At 66.4% G+C, this 18,458-nt stretch carries 27 protein-coding genes; 23 read left to right on the top strand and 4 right to left on the bottom strand.

Translation table 11 applies throughout. From position 1 onward, the window contains the following. Window positions 1–46: 46 nt before the first annotated feature. The 14 genes from D2V04_RS04400 to D2V04_RS04335 are packed head-to-tail and all read left to right on the top strand — an operon-like array spanning window position 47 to window position 8,348. Window positions 47–487, top strand: coding sequence for a DoxX family protein (locus tag D2V04_RS04400; protein ID WP_119512083.1), 441 nt, complete (start codon window positions 47–49; stop codon window positions 485–487). Between the two features lie 3 nt (window positions 488–490). After that, window positions 491–1,180: a glutathione S-transferase family protein gene (locus D2V04_RS04395; RefSeq protein WP_119512082.1), complete on the top strand. Its 690-nt coding sequence runs from the start codon at window positions 491–493 to the stop codon at window positions 1,178–1,180. Between the two features lie 16 nt (window positions 1,181–1,196). Further along, window positions 1,197–1,613, top strand: coding sequence for a VOC family protein (locus D2V04_RS04390; RefSeq protein WP_119512081.1), 417 nt, complete (start codon window positions 1,197–1,199; stop codon window positions 1,611–1,613). A gap of 14 nt (window positions 1,614–1,627) precedes the next feature. After that, a complete protein-coding gene (locus D2V04_RS18460; RefSeq protein ID WP_119512080.1) occupies window positions 1,628–2,344 on the top strand; it encodes a DUF1428 domain-containing protein in 717 nt (238 codons plus the stop codon). A gap of 18 nt (window positions 2,345–2,362) precedes the next feature. Further along, window positions 2,363–3,007, top strand: coding sequence for a glutathione S-transferase family protein (locus tag D2V04_RS04380; protein ID WP_119512079.1), 645 nt, complete (start codon window positions 2,363–2,365; stop codon window positions 3,005–3,007). 3 nt (window positions 3,008–3,010) lie between these two features. Beyond that, window positions 3,011–3,814 (top strand): VOC family protein, encoded by an 804-nt coding sequence (locus D2V04_RS04375; RefSeq protein ID WP_119512078.1) that lies wholly within the window; start codon window positions 3,011–3,013, stop codon window positions 3,812–3,814. 11 nt (window positions 3,815–3,825) lie between these two features. Further along, window positions 3,826–4,302: a VOC family protein gene (locus tag D2V04_RS04370; protein ID WP_119512077.1), complete on the top strand. Its 477-nt coding sequence runs from the start codon at window positions 3,826–3,828 to the stop codon at window positions 4,300–4,302. Window positions 4,303–4,330: 28 nt separating this feature from the next. After that, window positions 4,331–4,975 carry a glutathione S-transferase family protein gene (locus D2V04_RS04365; RefSeq protein ID WP_119512076.1) on the top strand — a complete coding sequence of 215 codons (645 nt, stop codon included), beginning with the start codon at window positions 4,331–4,333 and terminating at the stop codon, window positions 4,973–4,975. A gap of 59 nt (window positions 4,976–5,034) precedes the next feature. After that, the gene (locus tag D2V04_RS04360) at window positions 5,035–5,688 is read left to right on the top strand and encodes a glutathione S-transferase family protein (protein ID WP_119512075.1); all 654 of its coding nucleotides are present in this window, start codon (window positions 5,035–5,037) and stop codon (window positions 5,686–5,688) included. Between the two features lie 11 nt (window positions 5,689–5,699). Further along, window positions 5,700–6,089: a VOC family protein gene (locus tag D2V04_RS04355; RefSeq protein ID WP_119512074.1), complete on the top strand. Its 390-nt coding sequence runs from the start codon at window positions 5,700–5,702 to the stop codon at window positions 6,087–6,089. Then, complete coding sequence (locus D2V04_RS04350; RefSeq protein ID WP_182849656.1) at window positions 6,086–6,835, top strand: DUF899 family protein; 750 nt, start codon at window positions 6,086–6,088, stop codon at window positions 6,833–6,835. The genes D2V04_RS04355 and D2V04_RS04350 overlap by 4 nt, the downstream gene beginning before the upstream one ends. A gap of 25 nt (window positions 6,836–6,860) precedes the next feature. Continuing rightward, window positions 6,861–7,310 carry an SRPBCC family protein gene (locus tag D2V04_RS04345; protein ID WP_119512073.1) on the top strand — a complete coding sequence of 150 codons (450 nt, stop codon included), beginning with the start codon at window positions 6,861–6,863 and terminating at the stop codon, window positions 7,308–7,310. 52 nt (window positions 7,311–7,362) lie between these two features. Continuing rightward, window positions 7,363–8,001 (top strand): glutathione S-transferase family protein, encoded by a 639-nt coding sequence (locus D2V04_RS04340; protein WP_119512072.1) that lies wholly within the window; start codon window positions 7,363–7,365, stop codon window positions 7,999–8,001. Next, window positions 7,998–8,348 (top strand): GFA family protein, encoded by a 351-nt coding sequence (locus D2V04_RS04335; protein WP_119512071.1) that lies wholly within the window; start codon window positions 7,998–8,000, stop codon window positions 8,346–8,348. The genes D2V04_RS04340 and D2V04_RS04335 overlap by 4 nt, the downstream gene beginning before the upstream one ends. A 104-nt stretch (window positions 8,349–8,452) precedes the next feature. Here the strand turns inward: D2V04_RS04335 and D2V04_RS04330 are convergent, their stop codons facing one another. Further along, window positions 8,453–9,046, bottom strand: a complete 594-nt coding sequence (locus D2V04_RS04330) for a DnaJ domain-containing protein (protein ID WP_119512581.1) — start codon at window positions 9,044–9,046, stop codon at window positions 8,453–8,455. 52 nt (window positions 9,047–9,098) lie between these two features. Between D2V04_RS04330 and D2V04_RS04325 the strand changes: the two genes are divergently transcribed. From D2V04_RS04325 to D2V04_RS04305, 5 genes are read left to right on the top strand one after another with little or no spacing between them, the layout of a single operon-like run. Further along, a complete protein-coding gene (locus D2V04_RS04325; RefSeq protein ID WP_119512070.1) occupies window positions 9,099–9,374 on the top strand; it encodes a BolA family protein in 276 nt (91 codons plus the stop codon). Continuing rightward, window positions 9,374–10,081, top strand: a complete 708-nt coding sequence (locus tag D2V04_RS04320) for a glutathione S-transferase (RefSeq protein WP_119512069.1) — start codon at window positions 9,374–9,376, stop codon at window positions 10,079–10,081. The genes D2V04_RS04325 and D2V04_RS04320 overlap by 1 nt, the downstream gene beginning before the upstream one ends. Next, on the top strand, window positions 10,078–10,959 hold the full coding sequence (locus D2V04_RS04315; RefSeq protein ID WP_119512068.1) for a pirin family protein: 882 nt from the start codon (window positions 10,078–10,080) through the stop codon (window positions 10,957–10,959). Before D2V04_RS04320 ends, D2V04_RS04315 begins: the two co-directional genes overlap by 4 nt. Then, on the top strand, window positions 10,956–11,771 hold the full coding sequence (locus tag D2V04_RS04310; protein ID WP_119512067.1) for an SDR family NAD(P)-dependent oxidoreductase: 816 nt from the start codon (window positions 10,956–10,958) through the stop codon (window positions 11,769–11,771). Before D2V04_RS04315 ends, D2V04_RS04310 begins: the two co-directional genes overlap by 4 nt. Window positions 11,772–11,773: 2 nt before the next feature. Further along, on the top strand, window positions 11,774–12,670 hold the full coding sequence (locus D2V04_RS04305) for an alpha/beta fold hydrolase (protein WP_119512066.1): 897 nt from the start codon (window positions 11,774–11,776) through the stop codon (window positions 12,668–12,670). A gap of 6 nt (window positions 12,671–12,676) precedes the next feature. Here the strand turns inward: D2V04_RS04305 and D2V04_RS04300 are convergent, their stop codons facing one another. Beyond that, entirely contained in the window at window positions 12,677–13,744 is a 1,068-nt protein-coding gene (locus D2V04_RS04300; protein WP_228766262.1) for a DUF2332 domain-containing protein, read from the bottom strand. Between the two features lie 44 nt (window positions 13,745–13,788). Between D2V04_RS04300 and hisG the strand changes: the two genes are divergently transcribed. From hisG to thiL, 4 genes are read left to right on the top strand one after another with little or no spacing between them, the layout of a single operon-like run. Beyond that, window positions 13,789–14,445 carry an ATP phosphoribosyltransferase gene (gene hisG, locus D2V04_RS04295; protein WP_119512065.1) on the top strand — a complete coding sequence of 219 codons (657 nt, stop codon included), beginning with the start codon at window positions 13,789–13,791 and terminating at the stop codon, window positions 14,443–14,445. Continuing rightward, a complete protein-coding gene (gene hisD / locus D2V04_RS04290; RefSeq protein ID WP_119512064.1) occupies window positions 14,445–15,734 on the top strand; it encodes a histidinol dehydrogenase in 1,290 nt (429 codons plus the stop codon). The genes hisG and hisD overlap by 1 nt, the downstream gene beginning before the upstream one ends. Further along, window positions 15,734–16,189, top strand: a complete 456-nt coding sequence (gene nusB / locus D2V04_RS04285; RefSeq protein WP_119512063.1) for a transcription antitermination factor NusB — start codon at window positions 15,734–15,736, stop codon at window positions 16,187–16,189. The genes hisD and nusB overlap by 1 nt, the downstream gene beginning before the upstream one ends. Further along, window positions 16,186–17,067 carry a thiamine-phosphate kinase gene (gene thiL / locus D2V04_RS04280; RefSeq protein ID WP_119512062.1) on the top strand — a complete coding sequence of 294 codons (882 nt, stop codon included), beginning with the start codon at window positions 16,186–16,188 and terminating at the stop codon, window positions 17,065–17,067. The genes nusB and thiL overlap by 4 nt, the downstream gene beginning before the upstream one ends. A 165-nt stretch (window positions 17,068–17,232) precedes the next feature. On the opposite strand, the gene D2V04_RS04275 is transcribed toward thiL, so the two are convergent. Both D2V04_RS04275 and D2V04_RS04270 read right to left on the bottom strand, forming a co-directional pair. After that, entirely contained in the window at window positions 17,233–18,177 is a 945-nt protein-coding gene (locus D2V04_RS04275; protein WP_119512579.1) for a fatty acid desaturase, read from the bottom strand. A 26-nt stretch (window positions 18,178–18,203) separates the two neighbouring features. After that, complete coding sequence (locus D2V04_RS04270; RefSeq protein WP_119512061.1) at window positions 18,204–18,398, bottom strand: hypothetical protein; 195 nt, start codon at window positions 18,396–18,398, stop codon at window positions 18,204–18,206. Between the last annotated feature and the right edge of the window lie 60 nt (window positions 18,399–18,458).

The following is an 18,458-nucleotide window of genomic DNA, read 5'->3' as shown; positions in this document are numbered from 1 at the left end:
GGTCCGCGGGCCGATCCGCGCCCTTCCGGTAGAGAGGAGCAAACCGATGGCTACCGTTGCCGACACCGAGATTACCTCCGCCACGTTCCGCACCCCGGCAGGGGTCTGGGTGGGGCGGGTCCTCAGCGGACTGGTAATCGCTTTCCTGCTGTTCGATGCGGGATTCAAGCTGGCCGCCCCCGAACTCGCGATCAAATACAGCCCGCCCGATCTCGGCTGGCCGCCGGAAGTGGGCACGATGTACACGCTCGCGATCCTCCTGTTGATCCCGACGCTGCTCTACATCTGGCCGCGCACGGCCGTGCTCGGTGCGGTCCTGATCACCGGCTATCTCGGCGGCGCGATCGCCACGCATCTGCGGATCGACAGCCCGCTGCTCACGCACACGCTGTTCGGGGTCTATCTCGGCCTGATGGTCTGGGGCGGGCTGTGGCTGAGGAATCCGGCACTCCGCTCCGTCTTCCCATTCGACAGCCGGAAGGACTGATCCATGGCCATCGATCCCAATGCTCCGATCACGATCACGGCCTACGACTGGGTGCCCGATTTCGCGCGCGGCCTTGTCCGCGACTTGCGGGTGCGCTGGGCGCTGGAGGAAGCCGGGCTCGACTACCGGGTCGAATATCTCCCGCAAGGCACGCAGAAGATGCCCGCGCATCGCGCCCGCCAGCCGTTCGGCCAAGTTCCGACGTTCGAGGAAGACGACCTGACGCTGTTCGAGTCGGGCGCGATCGTGCTCCACATCGCGGACCGCGCGCCGGGCCTGCTGCCGGAAGGGCCGCATGCTAGGGCGCGGGCCGCGGAATGGGTCTTCGCTGCGCTCAACACGATAGAACCACACTTAAGCGACTGGGCCATTGCCTCGATCTTCGAAGCGGATCAGCCTTGGTCCGAGCCGCGCAAGCCCGCGATCCGGGAGCGGATCGACGAGCGGCTGGGCGAGCTTTCGAACCGGCTCGGCGAGGCCGAGTGGCTCGAAGGCACGTTCAGCGTGGGCGACCTGATGATGATCGCAGTGCTGCAGATGGTCGGCGGCGAACTCGCCGACATGTTCGATCGCTATCCGAACCTCGCCGCCTACCGCGAGCGGGGCGAGGCACGCCCGGCCTTCCAGCGCGCGCTGGAGGCACAGCTTCAGGGATTCACCGGCAAGCCGCCCGCCGGATGGGGCGACCAATAGTCCAAGGAGACGAACCATGAATAACGGCCAGCACCAATCACTCGCAGGCGTCACCCCGCATCTGACGATCGGCGAAAAGCGCGCCAAGGAAGCAATCGATTTCTACAAGGCGGCCTTTGGCGCCGAGCAGGTCATGGAACCGCATATGGCGGAGGACGGCGAGCGGATCATGCACGCCCACCTCCACATCAACGGCGGTTCGCTGATGCTGAACGACGACTTCCCCGAATATGGCCAGGCCGCGGGCAAGCCGGCCGCGGTAACGCTCCATCTTCACGTCGACGATGCGGACGCATGGTTCTCGCGCGCGCTGAAAGCCGGAGCAACCGAAACGATGCCGCTCGCCGACCAGTTCTGGGGCGACCGGTACGGGCAGGTGACCGATCCGTTCGGACATCGCTGGTCCATCGGCGCGCCCGTGAAGCAAAGCTGACAAGGAGAGAGACGATGACCTATCTGGAAGGATTTGTCGCAGCGGTTCCGACCGCGAACAAGGATGCCTACCGCAAGCATGCCGCGGATGCGGCACCGCTGTTCCGCGAGTTCGGCGCCGCTCGCATGGTCGAGACCTGGGGCGACGATGTGCCCAAAGGCAAAGTGACCGACTTCTACGGCGCGGTACAGGCGAAAGACGACGAGACGGTCGTGTTCTCGTGGTTCGAGTACCCCGACAAGGCCACCCGCGACGCCGCCAACGAGAAGATGATGAGCGACGAGCGGATGGAGAAGATGGGCGAGACCATGCCCTTCGACGGCAAGCGCATGATCTTCGGCGGGTTCGAGGCAATCGTCGACGAGCGCGGCGAAGGCAAGCCGGGCTACACCGACGGCTATCTCGTGCCTGTCCCCGTGGACAAGAAGGACGCCTATCGCGACCTGGCCCAGAGCGTCGCCGGCAAGTTCATCGAGCGCGGCGCGGTCCGCGTGGTCGAGGCCTGGGGCGACGATCTTCCCGACGGCAAAGTGACCGACTATCGCCGCGCGGTGAAGGCCAAGGACGGCGAAGGGGTGATCTTCTCCTACGTCGAATGGCCCGACAAGCCGACCCGCGACAAGGCGTGGGAAGCGATCATGGCCGATCCGGATATGCAGCCCGACGGTGAAATGCCGTTCGACGGGCAGCGCATGTTCTGGGGCGGCTTCCGCCCGATGATCGACGCCTGATCGAAGGGCGCAGGGACAATGGCCGAGACCATCACGATCTGGACGTACGACTGGGTGCCGGAAGGCCCGCGCGGTTTCGTGCGCGACTTCCGGCTGCGCTGGGCGTGCGAGGAGGCCGGCCTGCCCTATGCCGTCCGCACTGTCGCCTTCGACGATCGCGAGACCAATCACCTCGACCGCCAGCCGTTCGGCCAGGTGCCGATGCTGGAGGACGGCGAGATCGCGCTTTTCGAAAGCGGAGCGTGCCTGATCCATCTGGCGCGGAAGAGCGAGGCACTCATGCCCCGTGACGCGGTCGGGGAAGCGCAGGTGCTGCAGTGGGTGGTGAGCGCGCTCAATTCGATCGAGATGGTCTCGGTGCCGTGGTGGTTCCTCAACGTCATGGGCGACCCCGAGAACGGGCTGACCGGCTGGCTGGACCAGCGCCTGGGTCAGTTGGAGACTGTTCTGGCGGATCGCGAGTGGCTCGCCGCCGACCGCTTCACCGCCGCCGACCTGATCATGGCCGACGTGCTGCGCGTCGCCAAACTGCGTGCGCACGGCGACCGGCCGGCGACCGAGGCATATGTCGCGCGCGTCACCGCCCGTCCCGCCTTCGCGAAGGCACGCGCGGACCAGCTCGCCCATTTCGCCGCGGCGGACGAGACAAGGAAGGGAGACTGAACAATGGCCGAGGATAGAGGCAGCTTCATCTGGTACGAGCTGATGACCCCCGACCCGGCGGGCGCGCGGGCATTCTACCGCGAGGTGATCGGCTGGGACATCGAAGCGCAGAGCTCGATGCCCGCGAGCGGGCCGGACTATCGCATGATCCAGCGCAGCGACGGCGGGTTCGCCGGCGGCGTGTTCACCCTGACCGACGCCATGTGCGAGGAGGGAGCGAGGCCCGGCTGGTTCGGATATGTCCATGTCCCGGACGTCGACGCCGCGGTCGCGCGGATTGTCGAGGCCGGCGGCACGACCTTCATCGCCCCGCAGGACATGGAAGGCGTTGGCCGGATGGCGCTGGTCGCCGACCCGCAGGGCGCGCCAATCTATGTGATGACCCCTACCCCGCCGCCGGATCAGCCCGACGCGCAGAGCGACGTGTTCGATTACGAGAAGCCGCAGCACGTGCGCTGGAATGAACTGCAGACGACCGATCCGGCCGCCGCCGTGGCGCTCTACACCGAGCTTTTCGGCTGGGAGCAGAAAGAGAGCATGCCGATGGGCGAGCTGGGCGATTACCAGTTCATCCACCATGACGACGGGATGATCGGCGCGATCATGCGCAAGCTGCCCGAAGCGCCGCAGTCGGTCTGGACCTACTACATCGGAGTCGACGACATCGACCGTGCCGCGAAAGCGGTGACCGACAACAGCGGCAAGCTGCTGGACGAAATCATGGAGATCCCGGGCGGCGAATTCGCGGTCCATTGCATGGACCCGCAAGGCGCCGCTTTCGGCCTCGTCGGTCCGCGTAAATCCTAAGGAGAGAGACGATGAACAAGAACACGATCTGCCTGTGGTTCGACCGCGACGCGGAAGAAGCCGCGAAGTTCTACGCCGCAACCTTTCCCGACAGCGAAGTGACGGCGGTGCGCAAGGCCCCGTCCGATTTCCCGAGCGGGAAGAAGGGCGACGTGCTCACCGTGGAATTCACGGTGTGCGGCATTCCGTGCCTGGGTCTCAACGGCGGGCCGACTTTCCCGCAGACCGAGGCGTTCTCGTTCCAGATCGCGACCGAGGACCAGGAGGAAACCGACCGCTACTGGAACGCGATCGTCGGCAACGGCGGAGCGGAATCGGCCTGCGGCTGGTGCAAGGATAAGTGGGGCCTCAACTGGCAGATCACCCCGCGCGTGCTGACCGAAGCCATGGCGGCGGGCGGCGAGGAAGCGCAGCGCGCGTTCGAGGCGATGATGACGATGCAGAAGATCGACGTCGCCAAGATCGAAGCCGCGCGGCGCGGCGGCTGAACCGCCTCGCACTGGCAGGAGCGGCACCATGCACCCGATCATCACCGCCTTCGCGCGATCTCCCGACCGCGGCCAGGGCCTGGCGCGCGACATGCGCGTGCGCTGGGCGCTGGAGGAAACGGAACAGCCCTACGACGTCCGCCTGGTCTCGTTCAAGGAGATGAAGCAGCCGGCACACCTGGCGCTTCATCCCTTCGGACAGATCCCGACGTACGAGGAAGGCGGTCTCGTGCTGTTCGAGTCGGGCGCAATCGTGCTCCACATCGCGACGCACCATCCCGGCCTGCTGCCCGAGGATCGGGACGCGCGGGAGCGTGCCATCGGCTGGCTGTTCGCCGCGCTCAACACGGTGGAGCCGCCGATCTTCGAGTTGCAGAACGCCGTGCTGCTCGAACGCGACAAGCCGTGGAGCGACGAGCGCCTGCCACTGGTCAAGGATCGTGTGCGCGACCGGCTGAAACAGCTTGCGGCACGCCTCGGCGATACCGAGTGGCTCGACGGCGGGTTCAGCGCGGGCGATCTGATGATGGCCTCGGTGCTGCTCAGGTTGCGGCGGTCGAGCATTCTCGACGAGTTCGCGAACCTCGCTGCCTACGTGGCACGGGCGGAGGCCCGCCCCGCCTACAACCGGGCCTTCGCCGCGCAGTACGCGGTGTTCAAGGGCGCCGCATGACGCGCGCGCAACTCGCCCCCGACGCAACCCATCCGGCGCAATAGGCAGGAACCGATCTTATGCTCACAATCTACGGCCACCCGTTCTCGTCCTACACCTGGAAGGCGCTGATCCCGCTCTATGCGAACGGCACGCAGTTCGAATTTCGCGAAGTGGGCCCCGATCATCCGGCGAACGGCGAATTCGTGCAGGCCGCGCATCCCGCCGGCAAGTTCCCCGTGCTCGTCGACGGCGATGCCACGGTGATCGAGGCGACCGCGATCGTCGAGCATCTCGCGCTGCATCATCCCGGCAGCGCTCCGCTGATCCCGGCCGATCCTGCGGAGGCGGTCACCGCACGTATGCTCGACCGTGTGTTCGACAGCTACGTAATGAACGGCGGCGTGATGAGAGTGGTGGCCGCCTATCTCGTCGACATGGACAATCCGGACCCGGCCGAAGTGGATGGCGGGAAGGAGGGGCTGCGCCGCGTCTATTCCTGGCTCGAGACCTGGCTGGCAGCAAACACGCTGCCGCAGCATGTCAGCCTGGTGACCTGCGCCGCCGCACCCTCGCTGTTCTACGCCGACTGGGTCGAGCGCATTCCCGAAGACTGCCCACACCTGACCGCGCTGCGCGCCGAACTGCTCGCCCTGCCGCCGGTCGCGCGCTGCGTCGACGACGCGCGGCCCTACCGCCCACTGTTCCCGCTCGGGGCCCCCGACCGCGACTGAGGAGAAACCCGATGCCTGCCCAGCTCAACCATACGATCGTCTGGTGCCGCGACAGGCATCGCTCCTCACGTTTCCTTGCCGAGATACTCGGCCTGCCCGAACCGCGAACCTTCATGCATTTCGAGATCGTCGATGCCGCCAACGGCGTCTCGCTCGATTTCATGGAGAAAGAAGGGCCGGTTTCACCGCAGCACTACGCATTTCTCGTCTCGGACGAGGAATTCGACGCTGGCATGGCGCGCATCAGGGACAAGGGCCTGACCTTCTGGGCCGATCCGGCGCGCAGCAAGGCCGGCGAGATCAACCGTCACTTCGGCGGCCGCGGCGTCTATTTCGAGGATCCCGACGGTCACCTGCTCGAGCTGATCACCAAACCCTACGGTTCGGAGGGCGAACTATGACCGGCGACTTCCCGCGTATGGAATACCCGAACGAGAGCCCGGAATATCGCGAGGCCCGCAACGCGCTGCTCGATGCCGAGATCGCGCTTCGCCGCCAAACCGAAGCGGTGGCCGCGATGCGCCGCGCGCTTCCACCCGGCGGCGAAGTGCCCGAGGATTTCGTGTTCGAGCGGATCGACGCCGATTTCCGGCCGCAGCAGGTCCGCCTGTCGGAGCTGTTCGGCGAGTTCCCCTCGATCCTGATCTACAGCTACATGTTCGGGCCGGAGCGAGACAGCCCCTGCCCCGGCTGCACGCATCTGCTCGACTGCATCGAAGGCGCCGCACGCCATGTGCCGCAGCGCGCGCCGCTCTACGTGGTTGCTCGTTCGCCGATCGCCCGGCTTGCCGCCTGGGCGCACGCACGCGGCTGGAATAACCTCGAGCTGCTCTCCACCGCGGGCAACGACTACAATGCGCACTACTACGGCAACACGGCGGCGCTGACGCCCACCATGCGCGCGCAGCGCGGCTATGGCGAAGACGAGAACTGGGACGAGCCGATGCTCAACGTCTTCCGGAAGGACGGCGATACGATCCGTCACTTCTGGGGCAGCGAGCTGGTGTTTGCCCCCGAGGACGCCGGGCAGCATCACCGCGGACTCGACTTTGCCGATCCGGTCTGGGGCCTGCTCGACACCACGCCCGAGGGCCGCGGCGACACTTTCTTCCCCAAGGTCGCCTACGACCAGGCTGCCCGAAACTGACGTTCCGATCAGAGAGGATGATCCGATGAGCGATACCAAGGAACTGTCCGTCACCCGGTACATCGACGCCCCGCCCGCGAAAGTGTGGGACGTCATGGTCGACCGTCAGGAGGAGTGGTGGTGCCCTACCCCCTGGCGCGCCGAGATCGATTATGTCGAGCGGCGCCCCGGCGGCCGCTGCGAGATGACCTTCCACGGTCCGGATGGAGAGAAGATGCCGCAGAACGGAATCTATCTCGCCTACGACGAGGGGCGCCGTTTCGTCACCACGGACGCGGTGACCGGAGACTTCGAGCCTGCCGGACCGTTCATGGTCGGGATCTGGGAAATCGCACCCGAGGGCGACGGAACCCGCTACACCGCCAAGGCCCGCCACTGGACCGACGAAGCCCGCAAACAGCATGAGGAAATGGGCTTCGAACCCGGCTGGGGCGCCTGCGCCGATCAGCTGAAAGCGCTCTGCGAAAGCGGTTGACATATGTCAATGTTCTTGATATGTTCTTTGCTTCGAATCGCAGGAGACGCCCGTGGCCGAATACACGTTCTACACCCATCCCATGAGCCGCGGGCAGATCGTCCGCTGGGCCTTGCACGAGGCGAATGCACAATACGAACAAGTGCTCGTCGATTGGCAGAACAGGCCCGAGCGTTTTCTCGAGGCCAACCCCATGGGCAAGGTGCCGACGATCGTGCACCACCATGGCGAGCACGATCACGTCGTGACGGAAGCGGCCGCGATCTGTCACTACCTCGCGGAAATGAGCGCGCCCGACCTGCTCCCGCGCGAGCACGAGAAGGCCGACTACTTCCGCTGGCTACTGTTCGCCGCCGGTCCGCTCGAACAGGCGGTGCTGGCGAAAGTCATGGGCTGGAGCGTGCCGCAGGACCGCGAGAGCACGGCAGGCTTCGGCAATTATGAGCGCACGATCGATACGCTGGATGCCTGGCTTGCGGAACGCCAATTCGTTTGCGGCGACCGATTCACGATGGCGGACGTCTACGTCGGCAGCGCGGTCGACTGGGGCCTCCAGTTCGGCACGATCCCCGAGCGGGACGCGTTCAAGGCCTATGCCGCCGGTTGCAGCGGGCGCGCAGCCTATCAGGCCGGCAAGGCGATCGACGGTCAACTGATCGCGGAGATCCAGGCGCGGGAGAACCAGGCATGAGCTACACCACGAGTTGCCACTGCGGCGCGATCAGCGCGACGGTCAATGGCGATCTGCCCGCCAGCGGCATGACCTGCAATTGCTCGATGTGCAGGCGCAAGGGTACTATCCTCCATTTCGTGCCCGCCTCCGAGGCGACGGTCGACGCGCCGGCGGACAAGCTCGGCGACTACACGTTCAACAAGCAGACGATCCATCACCACTTCTGCACCGAGTGTGGCTGCACGCCCTTCGCTCTCGGCACCAGTCCGGACGGCGGCGAGATGGTCGCCGTCAACCTGCGCTGCGTGCCGGAATGCGATATCGACGCGCTGGAGATCAACCGGGTGGATGGGGCATCGTTCTAAGGGATCTGGCCGGCTTGGCTTCGGGTTTGGCGGATTAGCGGATCGCTTGCCGGTCAGCTCACACGCGGCCACCGATAGGTGAAGGACGAGGGGAGGCCGGCGCTCTACTCTATCGCCGCACTCTTCCGGAGCAACTGGTACGCCTCGACCACGCGGGTCAGGCGTCCCTCGTGCCGCCGGTCCCCGCCGTTGCGGTCGGGGTGGTAGCGGCGGACCAGTTCCGAATAGCGCCGCCGCAGCCGCCGGCGGTCGGTGTCTAGACCCAGGCCCATTGTCTCAAGCGCCTGCGCCTCCTCGCGGCTGAAGCGGCCGTCCATCGCCATTTGAGCCTCGCGCTGGGCGCGGCTCCTGATCCCCCCGGCCCGCGCGGCGATGGCGTCGAGCGGATCGTCGAAGTCGGACCAGCGCGGCATTCCGTCGAGCCCGGCGGTCGGCCTGAACGCATGGCTCTCGGTCCGCCACCCGGCGGCGGGCGCCTGCGCGGCCAGGATCTCCTCCGCACTCATCCCCTCGAACCAGTCGTAACCCGAATTGAATTCGCGCACGTGATCGAGACAGAACCAGCGCCAGTTGCCAGGCCCGTCGAACGAGTTTCCTTGCGCGCCGGGTGCGCGAAACTCGCCCGCTTCGGGACATCCCGGCATCTCGCAAGTGCGGCCCGTGCTCGCGTATCGGCCATGGAACGTCGTCTGCTTCACGCCCATTAGGATGGGCATGGACAAGCCGGATGGGAACCCCCAAACCTGAGTCATGGCTGAAACGTTGCAATCCGAAATCGAATCACTGCTGACCTCCGCTTTCGCGCCGTCGCGGCTCGAAGTGATCAACGATAGCGCCAAGCATCATGGCCATGCCGGCGATGACGGCAGCGGCGAATCGCACTTCACGATCGTGATCGAAAGCGCCGCATTTACGGGCAAGAGCCGGCTCGACCGCCAGCGCATGGTCAACGCCGCGCTCGGCGATATTCCCGGCCAGCGCGTCCACGCCGTGGCCATCCGCGCCTCCGCCCCCGGAGAGAACTGATGGCCTACGCGCTCTGGTACTGGCCAAGCATACCGGGGCGCGGAGAGTTCGTGCGATTGGCGCTGGAAGCCGCGGGAGTCGCCTACCGCGACATGGCCCGCGAACAGGGCGCCGAGGCATTGGTGCGGGATCTGGAGGCCCGCAGCGGCATCCGGCCCTTCGCCCCACCCTATCTCGTCGACGGCGACTTCGCCATCGCTCAGGTCGCACATATCCTCGCCTGGCTGGCGGACCGGCACGGGTTCGGCGCCGGCCAGCTAGAACGCGATCTCGAACTGATCACGCTCCAACTCACCATCAGCGACATGGTGGCCGAAGTGCATGCCGTGCATCATCCGATCTCGGCCGCCCTCTATTACGAGGATCAGAAGGACGCCGCACGGAAGGCTGCGGAGCATTTTCGCAGCGAACGCATGCCGAAGTTCCTCGGCTACTTCGAGGATGCACTTGGCGCCAACGAGGGGCCGTTCGTGCTCGGCCACAAGTGGAGCCACGTCGACACCTCGCTGTTCCAGCTCGTCGAGGGACTGCGCTACATGTTCCCGCAACGGATGGAGGCGCTGGAGCGCGGACATCCCCGGCTGCTCGTGTGCCACGAAGCGGTCGGCAAACTCGACGGTATAGCCGCCTACCGCGCGTCCGACCGCTGTATTCCGTTCAACGAGGACGGCATCTTCCGCCACTATCCGGAGCTCGACGGATCATGATCGAACAGACAATCACTCCGGTCACGCACGACCTCGGCCAGTTCGAAGTGCGCCGCGCGATCCCCTCGCGCGAGCGGACGATGGTCGGGCCGTTCATCTTCGTCGATCAGTTCGGACCCGCGCAGCTCGACATCGGCGGCGGCATGGACGTGCGGCCGCACCCGCACATCAATCTCGCCACCGTCACCTGGCTGTTCGAAGGGGCGATCGACCACCGCGACAGCCTGGGCACGTTCGCCACGATCCGTCCGGGGCAGGTCAACCTGATGACCGCGGGCCGCGGGATCGTCCATTCGGAGCGCAGCCCACAGGATGAGCGCGACAAAGGCGCGTGGCTCTACGGCATGCAGACCTGGCTGGCGTTGCCGGACGGACAAGAGGAGATCGATCCCGCCTTCGAAGCGCAGATCGACTTGCCGGTGGTCGAGGACCAGTGCGCCAGGGCGATCGTGATCATGGGTGAGCTGTGGGGCAAGCGCGCACAGACGACGACGCATGCAGGCACGATCTACGCCGATATCGTGCTCGCCGCCTCGGGCGCGCTGCCAATCGAGGCGGAGGCCGACGAGCGCGCGGTCATGCTGGTGGGCGGGGAAGCAAGTATCGATGGGCGGCCACTGGTTCTCTACGAGCTGACGGTGCTCGAGCCGGGAGCGCAGATGACGCTCTCGAGCGAGCGCGGCGGACGGGTCATGCTGCTCGGCGGCGAAGCCTTCGCGACCAGGCGCCACGTCTGGTGGAATTTCGTCAGCTCCGACCGCGAGCGGATCCGCGCGGCGCGCGACGCCTGGACGCGCGGCGAGTTTCCCAAGGTCCCGGGCGACGACAAGGAATTCATCCCGATCCCCGAACAACCGAAGACGGTGAGCTATCCATGAGTTTCAAAGACAAAGTCGTCTGGATCACCGGCGCATCCTCCGGCATCGGCGCGGCACTGGCCCGCGAGTTCGCCGGACGGGGTGCGAAGGTCATCCTTTCGGGTCGCGACAAGGCGCGCCTCACCGCAGCTGCCGATAACCTTGGCACGGAGGCACTCACCCTCCCCTTCGACGTGCGCGACGATGCGGCGCTGGCCGATGCGACGCGGCAAGCGATCGACTGGCAGGGCGGCGTCGATATCGCGGTCGCCAATGCCGGCGTCTCGCAGCGCAGCGCTGCCCTCAAGACGGACATGCAGGTCTATCGCGACATTATCGAGATCGACCTCACCCAGCAGATCGCCTTCGCTCAGGGCCTGATCGGCCATATGGCGGAGCGCGGCAGCGGGCGTCTGGTCTTCATCTCGTCGATCGCTGGCAAAGTCGGGGTGCCGATGCGCACCGCCTACTGCGCGGCCAAGTTCGGGCTGATCGGTTACGCCGATTCCCTGCGCGGCGAGCTGTCGCGGGACGGAGTGGAGGTCCACGTCGTCTGCCCCGGCTCGGTCGCGACCGACGTGAGCCGCAACGCGCTCACGGCAGACGGATCGAAGCGCGGCAAGAGCGACAAGGCGATCGACGAAGGCATTCCGGCCGACGAGGCAGCGAAGACCATGGTCGACGCCATCGCCCTCAACCAGCGCGAGATCATCATTGCGCGCGGCATGGAAGAGGCGATGGGCCAGATGCGGCAGACGCCGGATCAACTGTTCGATCAGATCGCGGCGATGGTCGCGGCCGGATATATCGAGAAGATGGAAGCGGAGGGGTGAGGATGGAACAGAAGCGCGTAACGCTTGCCAACGGGATCGAGCTCGACGTGGTCGACACCGGGCCGCGCGATGCGCCGGCGCTGATCTTCCTCCATGGCTTTCCCGAGAGCCATCGCACCTGGCGGCACCAGATCGCGCACTTTGCCGACCGCTATCGCTGCATCGCCCCCGACCAGCGCGGCTATCGCGGATCGTCGAAGCCGCAGGAGGTCGAGGCCTATACGCCTGACAAGCTGATCGGCGACGTGTTCCTGCTCGCCGACGCGCTTGGGGTGGAGACCTTCACCGTGATCGGCCACGACTGGGGCGGCGCAATCGCCTGGGGTACGGCGCTCGCCGGCCAGGCGAACGGCCGCGTCACGCGCGCGGTGGTCGCCAATGCCCCGCATCCGGCGATCTTCCAGAAGCTGCTCTACACCAACGAGCACCAGCGCAAGTCGAGCCAGTACATGCGCGGCTTCCGCGATCCGGCAAACGATGCGCTCGTGCGCGAGCATGGCCTCGCCGCGATTCTGATGCAGGAAATCAAGTGGGATCGCCCGAGCGAGATGGAGGCAGAGGAGCGCGAGGCGCTACTGAAGGACTGGCAGGACCGCGACGCAGCGTTCGGCATGCTCAACTGGTACCGGGCGAGCCCGATCGACGTACCGCCGCTCGATGCGCCCTATGCGCTGCCGGAGGGCTGGACGCCCCCACCCCTGCCGAAGCTGACCATCCCGACCCTGGTGATCTGGGCGATGGACGACCTGGCACTCCCGCCTGAGAACCTGGAAGGGATGGACGAACTGATCCAGGACCTGACGATCGTCGAAGTGCCGGACTGCGGGCACTTCGTCCCGTGGGAAGCGCCGGACGAGGTGAATGCGGCGATGGATGCGTTTCTGGACCGGACCGGTTAGCCGTCGTCACCCCTTCCACTCGACCCACGCGCCGTGCGGGTGCGCCGTAGCGAGCAAAGTCCACTCTTCCGGACCAGGCCAGTAGCGCACGCGCAGCTCGTGGGCGAAAGTCTCGCGGTTGGTTTCCAGCATGATCCAGGCGAGCGGCTCGTCCGCCGTCGCCGTCTCGCCTGCGCGCTCCATCGCAGCCACGATCCTCTCTCGCGAGGCTTCCGGGATGTACTGCCAGACGATCGAATGGAACACCGTGCGAGTGACGCCCTGCACCTGCGGCTCTGACAGGACTTCCTCAACCCATTCGGCCGCTCCCATCCGATCAAGCTCAGGCGCGCGTTCGGCCGCCAACCGCGCCGCGCGGTCGATCCTGCCCACGCGCTCGCGCGCTTCGGGCCAGATGTAGCTCTTGAGCCGCAGCACGGTATCGGGGTCCCGCAAGTCCATCGGGCGGACATCGCAGCCGCGGATGCCCTCGATCTTGACCGGATTGTCCGGCGGCCGAGCTCCGCGCCACTCCGGCGCGAGGTGCATCGGCGAGCCTGTCGGGCCCACGATGACGCCGCCAAGGTCGAAGCGAAACCGCTCCATCATCGTGTTGATACCGGCGCTCGCACCGATTTCATTCATCTCGAAGCGCGGCCCCGCTCGCTCGGACAGCCACAGCAGGCCCGCCATGATGCTGGCGGAGCGGCCGGCCTCGTTCGTCTGCGGCGGGTGATCGAGCCAGGGTAGCAGGAGGTGGTCGAACGTCTCGACCAGTCCGACCACCAGTTCGTCCACCGCGTTCTGATCCGTCGTCAGCCCGGCGTAGACCGGCTCCAACCGCTTGTCGGTCCCGCTGAGCAGGAGGTAGTGCAGCCCGCCCGCGATCCGCAGGGGCATGGCATCCTCCAGCAGCAGGCCCTGCCAGTTGGCCATGCGCCGGCCGACCGCCGTTTCCGTCTCCAGCACCGGCAGCAGGCCGCGGATCACGCGTGCGGTGCCCGGCGCTCCGTTCTTCGCCGCGTGCTGCGCCTGCCATTCGATCCCGTCCGGAACCGACCGCGTGTGCATGATTGCATGGGGGCTGCCCGCCATCTCCATTGCCCTTTCCCGACTCGACCTCTAAGTGCCCCGGCGCAATGGCCGCACCGCTCACCTTCGCCATCCCCAAGGGGCGCATCCTCGACGAGGCTCTGCCCGTGATGGCCCGCGCCGGTCTCGTGCCCGAAGAGGCTTTCCACGACAAGGGCAACCGAAGCCTGACCTTCGGGACGACCCGCAAGGATCTCCGCATCATTCGTGTGCGCGCCTTCGACGTCGCCACCTTCGTCGCGCACGGCGCGGCGCAGGCCGGCATCGTCGGTTCCGACGTGATCGAGGAGTTCGACTATTCGGACCTTTACGCGCCGGTCGACCTCGACATCGGGCACTGCCGCCTCTCGCTCGCCGCGCCGGCCGATGTTGCCGAACCGCAAGCCGGCGCGAGCCACATGCGAGTGGCCACGAAGTACCCGAACCTCACGCGCCGTTGGTTCGAAAGCAAGGGCGTCCAGGCGGAATGCGTCAAGCTCAATGGCGCAATGGAGATCGCCCCGGCGCTGGGTCTGGCGCGGCAGATCGTCGATCTCGTTTCTACCGGCCGCACGCTGATCGAGAACGGGCTCGAGGAGCGCGAGACGATCATGCAAGTGTCCGCCCGGCTGATCGTCAACCGTGCGGCGCTCAAGACCGATCCGCGCGTCGGCGAGATCGTGGAGAGCTTCCGAGCCGTCGCTGCCGAGGCGGAGCCAGCCTGATGCAGCGCCTGACCGTCACCGATCCCGGTTTCGAAGCGGCTTTCACGCGCCTGGTCGACGGGCGGCGCGAAAGCGATATCGAAGTCAGGCAGGACGTCGCCGATATCATCGCGCGCGTGCGGGCCAAGGGCGATGCGGCGCTGGCCGAGTACACCGCCCGCTTCGACAAGCACCGCCTCGTGGACGACAGCGACTGGCGGATCGCACCCGAGGACTGCCGCGCTGCCTATGAAGCGCTGACGCCCGATCTGCGCGACGCACTCGATCTCGCGGCGAAACGGATCGAGGCTTACCACCGTGAGCAGCTTCCCGCCGATCGCGACACTGTCGATGAAGCCGGGGTCCGCCTCGGCGCGCGCTGGCTGCCGGTCGATGCGGCGGGGCTCTATGTGCCGGGGGGCCGCGCCGCCTATCCCTCCTCGCTGTTGATGAACGCCATTCCTGCCAAGGTCGCGGGAGTCGAGCGGCTCGTCGTTGTCACGCCGACGCGTGCGGGCGAGACCAATCCGCTCGTTCTCGCCGCCGCGCATGTCGCGGGCGTGGACGAGGTCTGGCGCATCGGCGGCGCGCAGGCGATCGCCGCTCTTGCCCATGGCACCGAGCGGATCGCGCGGGTCGACGTGGTCACCGGTCCGGGCAATGCCTGGGTCGCTGAGGCGAAGCGCCAGCTCTATGGCGTCGTCGGGATCGACATGGTCGCTGGGCCGAGCGAGATTCTGGTGATCGCCGACGCGGACAACGATCCCGACTGGATCGCTGCCGATCTGCTGAGCCAGGCCGAGCACGATCCGACCTCGCAGTCGATCCTGATCTCCGACGATGCCGCCTTCGCCAATCAGGTGGAGGACCGGATCGACACGCAATCGGCCATGCTCGCAACCCGCACGACGGCGCAGGCGAGCTGGCGCGACAACGGCGTGATGATCGTGGTCGAATCGCTCGATCAGGCCGTGCCGCTCGCCAACCGGCTTGCGGCCGAGCACGTCGAGCTCGCGGTGGCCGATCCCGAGGCGCTCTTCGCCGGCCTGCGCCATGCCGGCAGCGTGTTCCTCGGCCGCCACACACCCGAGGCCGTCGGCGACTATGTCGCTGGCCCCAATCACGTTCTGCCGACCGGCCGCCGCGCCCGCTTCTCCAGCGGGCTATCGGTGCTCGACTTCATGAAGCGCACAAGCTTCATCTCGCTCGATCCCGCGGCGCTCGCCGCAATCGGTCCCGCCGCCGTGGCACTCGCCGAAGCCGAAGGGCTCCCGGCCCACGCCCAATCCGTTGCCATGAGGCTCAAGTAATGTCCGCACGTCCGCCGAAACGCACGCTCGCCCGCTCCGCTGCGCGGCTCGCGGCCGTACAGGCGCTCTATCAGCGCGAGATGGAGGGGACTGCGCTCGCCCGCCTGCTCGACGAGTTCCACCGACACCGCCTGGGCGCGGTGATCGGCGAGGAGGATCATGCCGAAGCGGAGATGGCATTCTTCGACGACGTCGTCTCCGGCGTCGACGCCCGCGGCGACGAAATCGACCTGCTGCTGAGCGAGCGGCTCGCACAGGGCTGGAATCTCGCGCGCCTCGACAAGACGATGCTGCAGGTTCTGCGCGCCGGCGCCTACGAACTGCTCGCCCGCGAGGATGTGCCGGTCGCGACCGTGATCAACGAATACGTCGACGTCGCAAAGGCGTTCTTCGACGACCGCGAGGCGAAGTTCGTCAACGGCGTGCTGGACGCTCTCGCCAAGCAGGTGCGGTGAGCGGCGAGAGCGCCTTCATCGATCTTCTGCGGGGCCTGCCGCTGCATCCCGGCGCCCGCGGCCTGGACGACGACGCAGCGGTGCTGGAAGTGGGCGGCGAAACGCTGGTCCTCACGCACGACATGCTGGTCGAGGGCATTCACGTCCTGCCAGGACAGGATCCGGCCGACGTGGCGTGGAAGCTGGTCGCGACCAATCTCTCCGATCTCGCCGCGAAGGGTGCCGAGCCCATGGGTGTGCTCGTGGGCTATATGCTGGGCGCGGACGACGCGCGTTTTCTCGAGGGGCTGCGGGAGGTCCTTTCCACATACAACACGCCGCTACTGGGCGGGGACACCGTCTCGGGCGGTCCGCCCCGGAGCTTCGGACTGACTGCCATCGGCCGTGCGACACACGTCCCCGTGCCCTCGCGTAGCGGAGCACGGCCGGGGGATGCGATCTACGTCACCGGCCCGCTGGGCGCGGCACTCGCAGGCTTCGAGGCGTTGCAGGCGGGAAACCTCAACACCGCCCTTCCCTACCGCAGGCCGGTGCCCTTGCTTGCCGAAGGCCGCGCGCTAGCGCCGATCGTCGGTGCGATGATGGACGTGTCCGATGGTCTGCTGCTCGATTCTTGGCGCATGGCGAAAGCGAGCGGCACGACCTTCGCGATTGACCGCTCCGCCCCGCCGATCGTCTTGCCCGAAGCAAGACGCGACGAGGCCCTGCGCTGGGGGGACGACTATCAGTTGCTCTTCACTATGCCGGACGGCGTGGAACCGCCGGTGCCGGCGACGCGGATCGGCAAGGTGAAGGCGCGGGCCGATGACGCTCCGCTAGTCCTCGATGGAACCCCGATCAGTTCGCCTGAAGGGCTCGGCTACAGCCACGGCGGCTAGCTCGAAACTATCAACCGCCGTCATCCCAGCGAAAGCTGGGATCGTTGGCCGCTAGGTCGGACGATGCTGCACGCGATCCCAGCTTTCGCTGGGATGACGAGGCTGCTGAGTGAGTCCCCGGTGCAACGGCTTGCTTCAGAGATCGCCCCTAACAGGCCGCCAAGCCTAGATCTCCGGACAATGCACCCCGCGCTTTTCCAGCACCGGCCGCAGCGCGTAATAGGCTTCCTTGGTCCGATGGCTCGGAATCGCCGGGTAGAGGTGATGCACGAAGTGCGTTTCCATCCCGATCGACCCGATATGGCCGAGCCTGCTCTTGAACAGCCGCGTGTTGGTATAGCGGCCCCGCTCCTCGCGCGGGTGGTGCGGCGCCCAGCTCAGATAGAAACGGATATAGCTGAGGCCGATGTGCCGCGGCAGCCACCAGATCAGCGCCGCCTCGATCGCGTAGCCGCTCCAGGCCATGCCGAACAGCACGGCCAGGAAGATCAGTTGCAGACGGATCGTGTCCTTGAGCGAGTCCGCCGCTTCCTTGGTCCCCATCTCGGCCAAGATGCGCTTGTAGATGTGGATCGATCCGTCGACCCCGGGCTGGCGGTTGAGCCAGGTCTTGTAGATCGCGTGCCACGGCCCGTCGGCGCGGTCGGGGTAATCGGGGTCCTTCTCCGGATGATTGCAATGGTAGTGATGCTCCAGGTGCATCAGCCGCGCCATCGAGAAGGGGAACACGATGATGATGGTAGAGACCTTGCCGGTCCATTCGTTGAGCCAGCGCGTCTTGCTGCCGGGGCGGCCGATGTTCGAATGCATCGCCTCGTGGCTGGTGACGTAGCCGCCAACCGCGAACACCGTCGACAGCACGAAGGCAAGCGGCAGGTTGAGCCAGCCCATGATCGCCAGCGGGAAGAAGCTGAGCCAGATGGCGTAGCAGGTGAACGCGAAGGCCGGGTAGATCCACATCTTCCCGCCTTCGAACCGCCGGGCGATCTCACGCTCTTCCCTGAGCAACGCGACGCGGGTGTGCTTGTCGAGCGAGGCGTCACCCGTCAGCGGAATGGCCGGCGCATCGCCGCGCGCAGGCGCCTCGACGAGCCCCTCGCGGAAAAACATCGCGTCTGTCGCCCCCCGCCCCTCTGTCACACCCATCGTCCCCGCAATGTCGCGTAGAGTCCCCACGGCCCACCGATGAGCAGGCCGAAGCCGATCGGCGAGAGACCCAGTGGCGGCTCCCACCCCCAATAGATCATCGTCTGCGCAATCAGCGGCGCGATGAAACCGATGCCGAAGAGAAACGGCATGATTTTGAAGAGCGTCTGGACCGCCTTTTGCATGACCGTTTACTTAATCTTAAGTACGATTTGCCGCAAGACTCGGCCGGATTTGTCTTGGCG

Origin of the sequence: Pelagerythrobacter aerophilus (assembly GCF_003581645.1) — a bacterium.
In the GTDB taxonomy this organism is placed as follows: domain Bacteria; phylum Pseudomonadota; class Alphaproteobacteria; order Sphingomonadales; family Sphingomonadaceae; genus Pelagerythrobacter; species Pelagerythrobacter aerophilus.
This window is presented reverse-complemented; position numbering and strand designations above follow the sequence as displayed.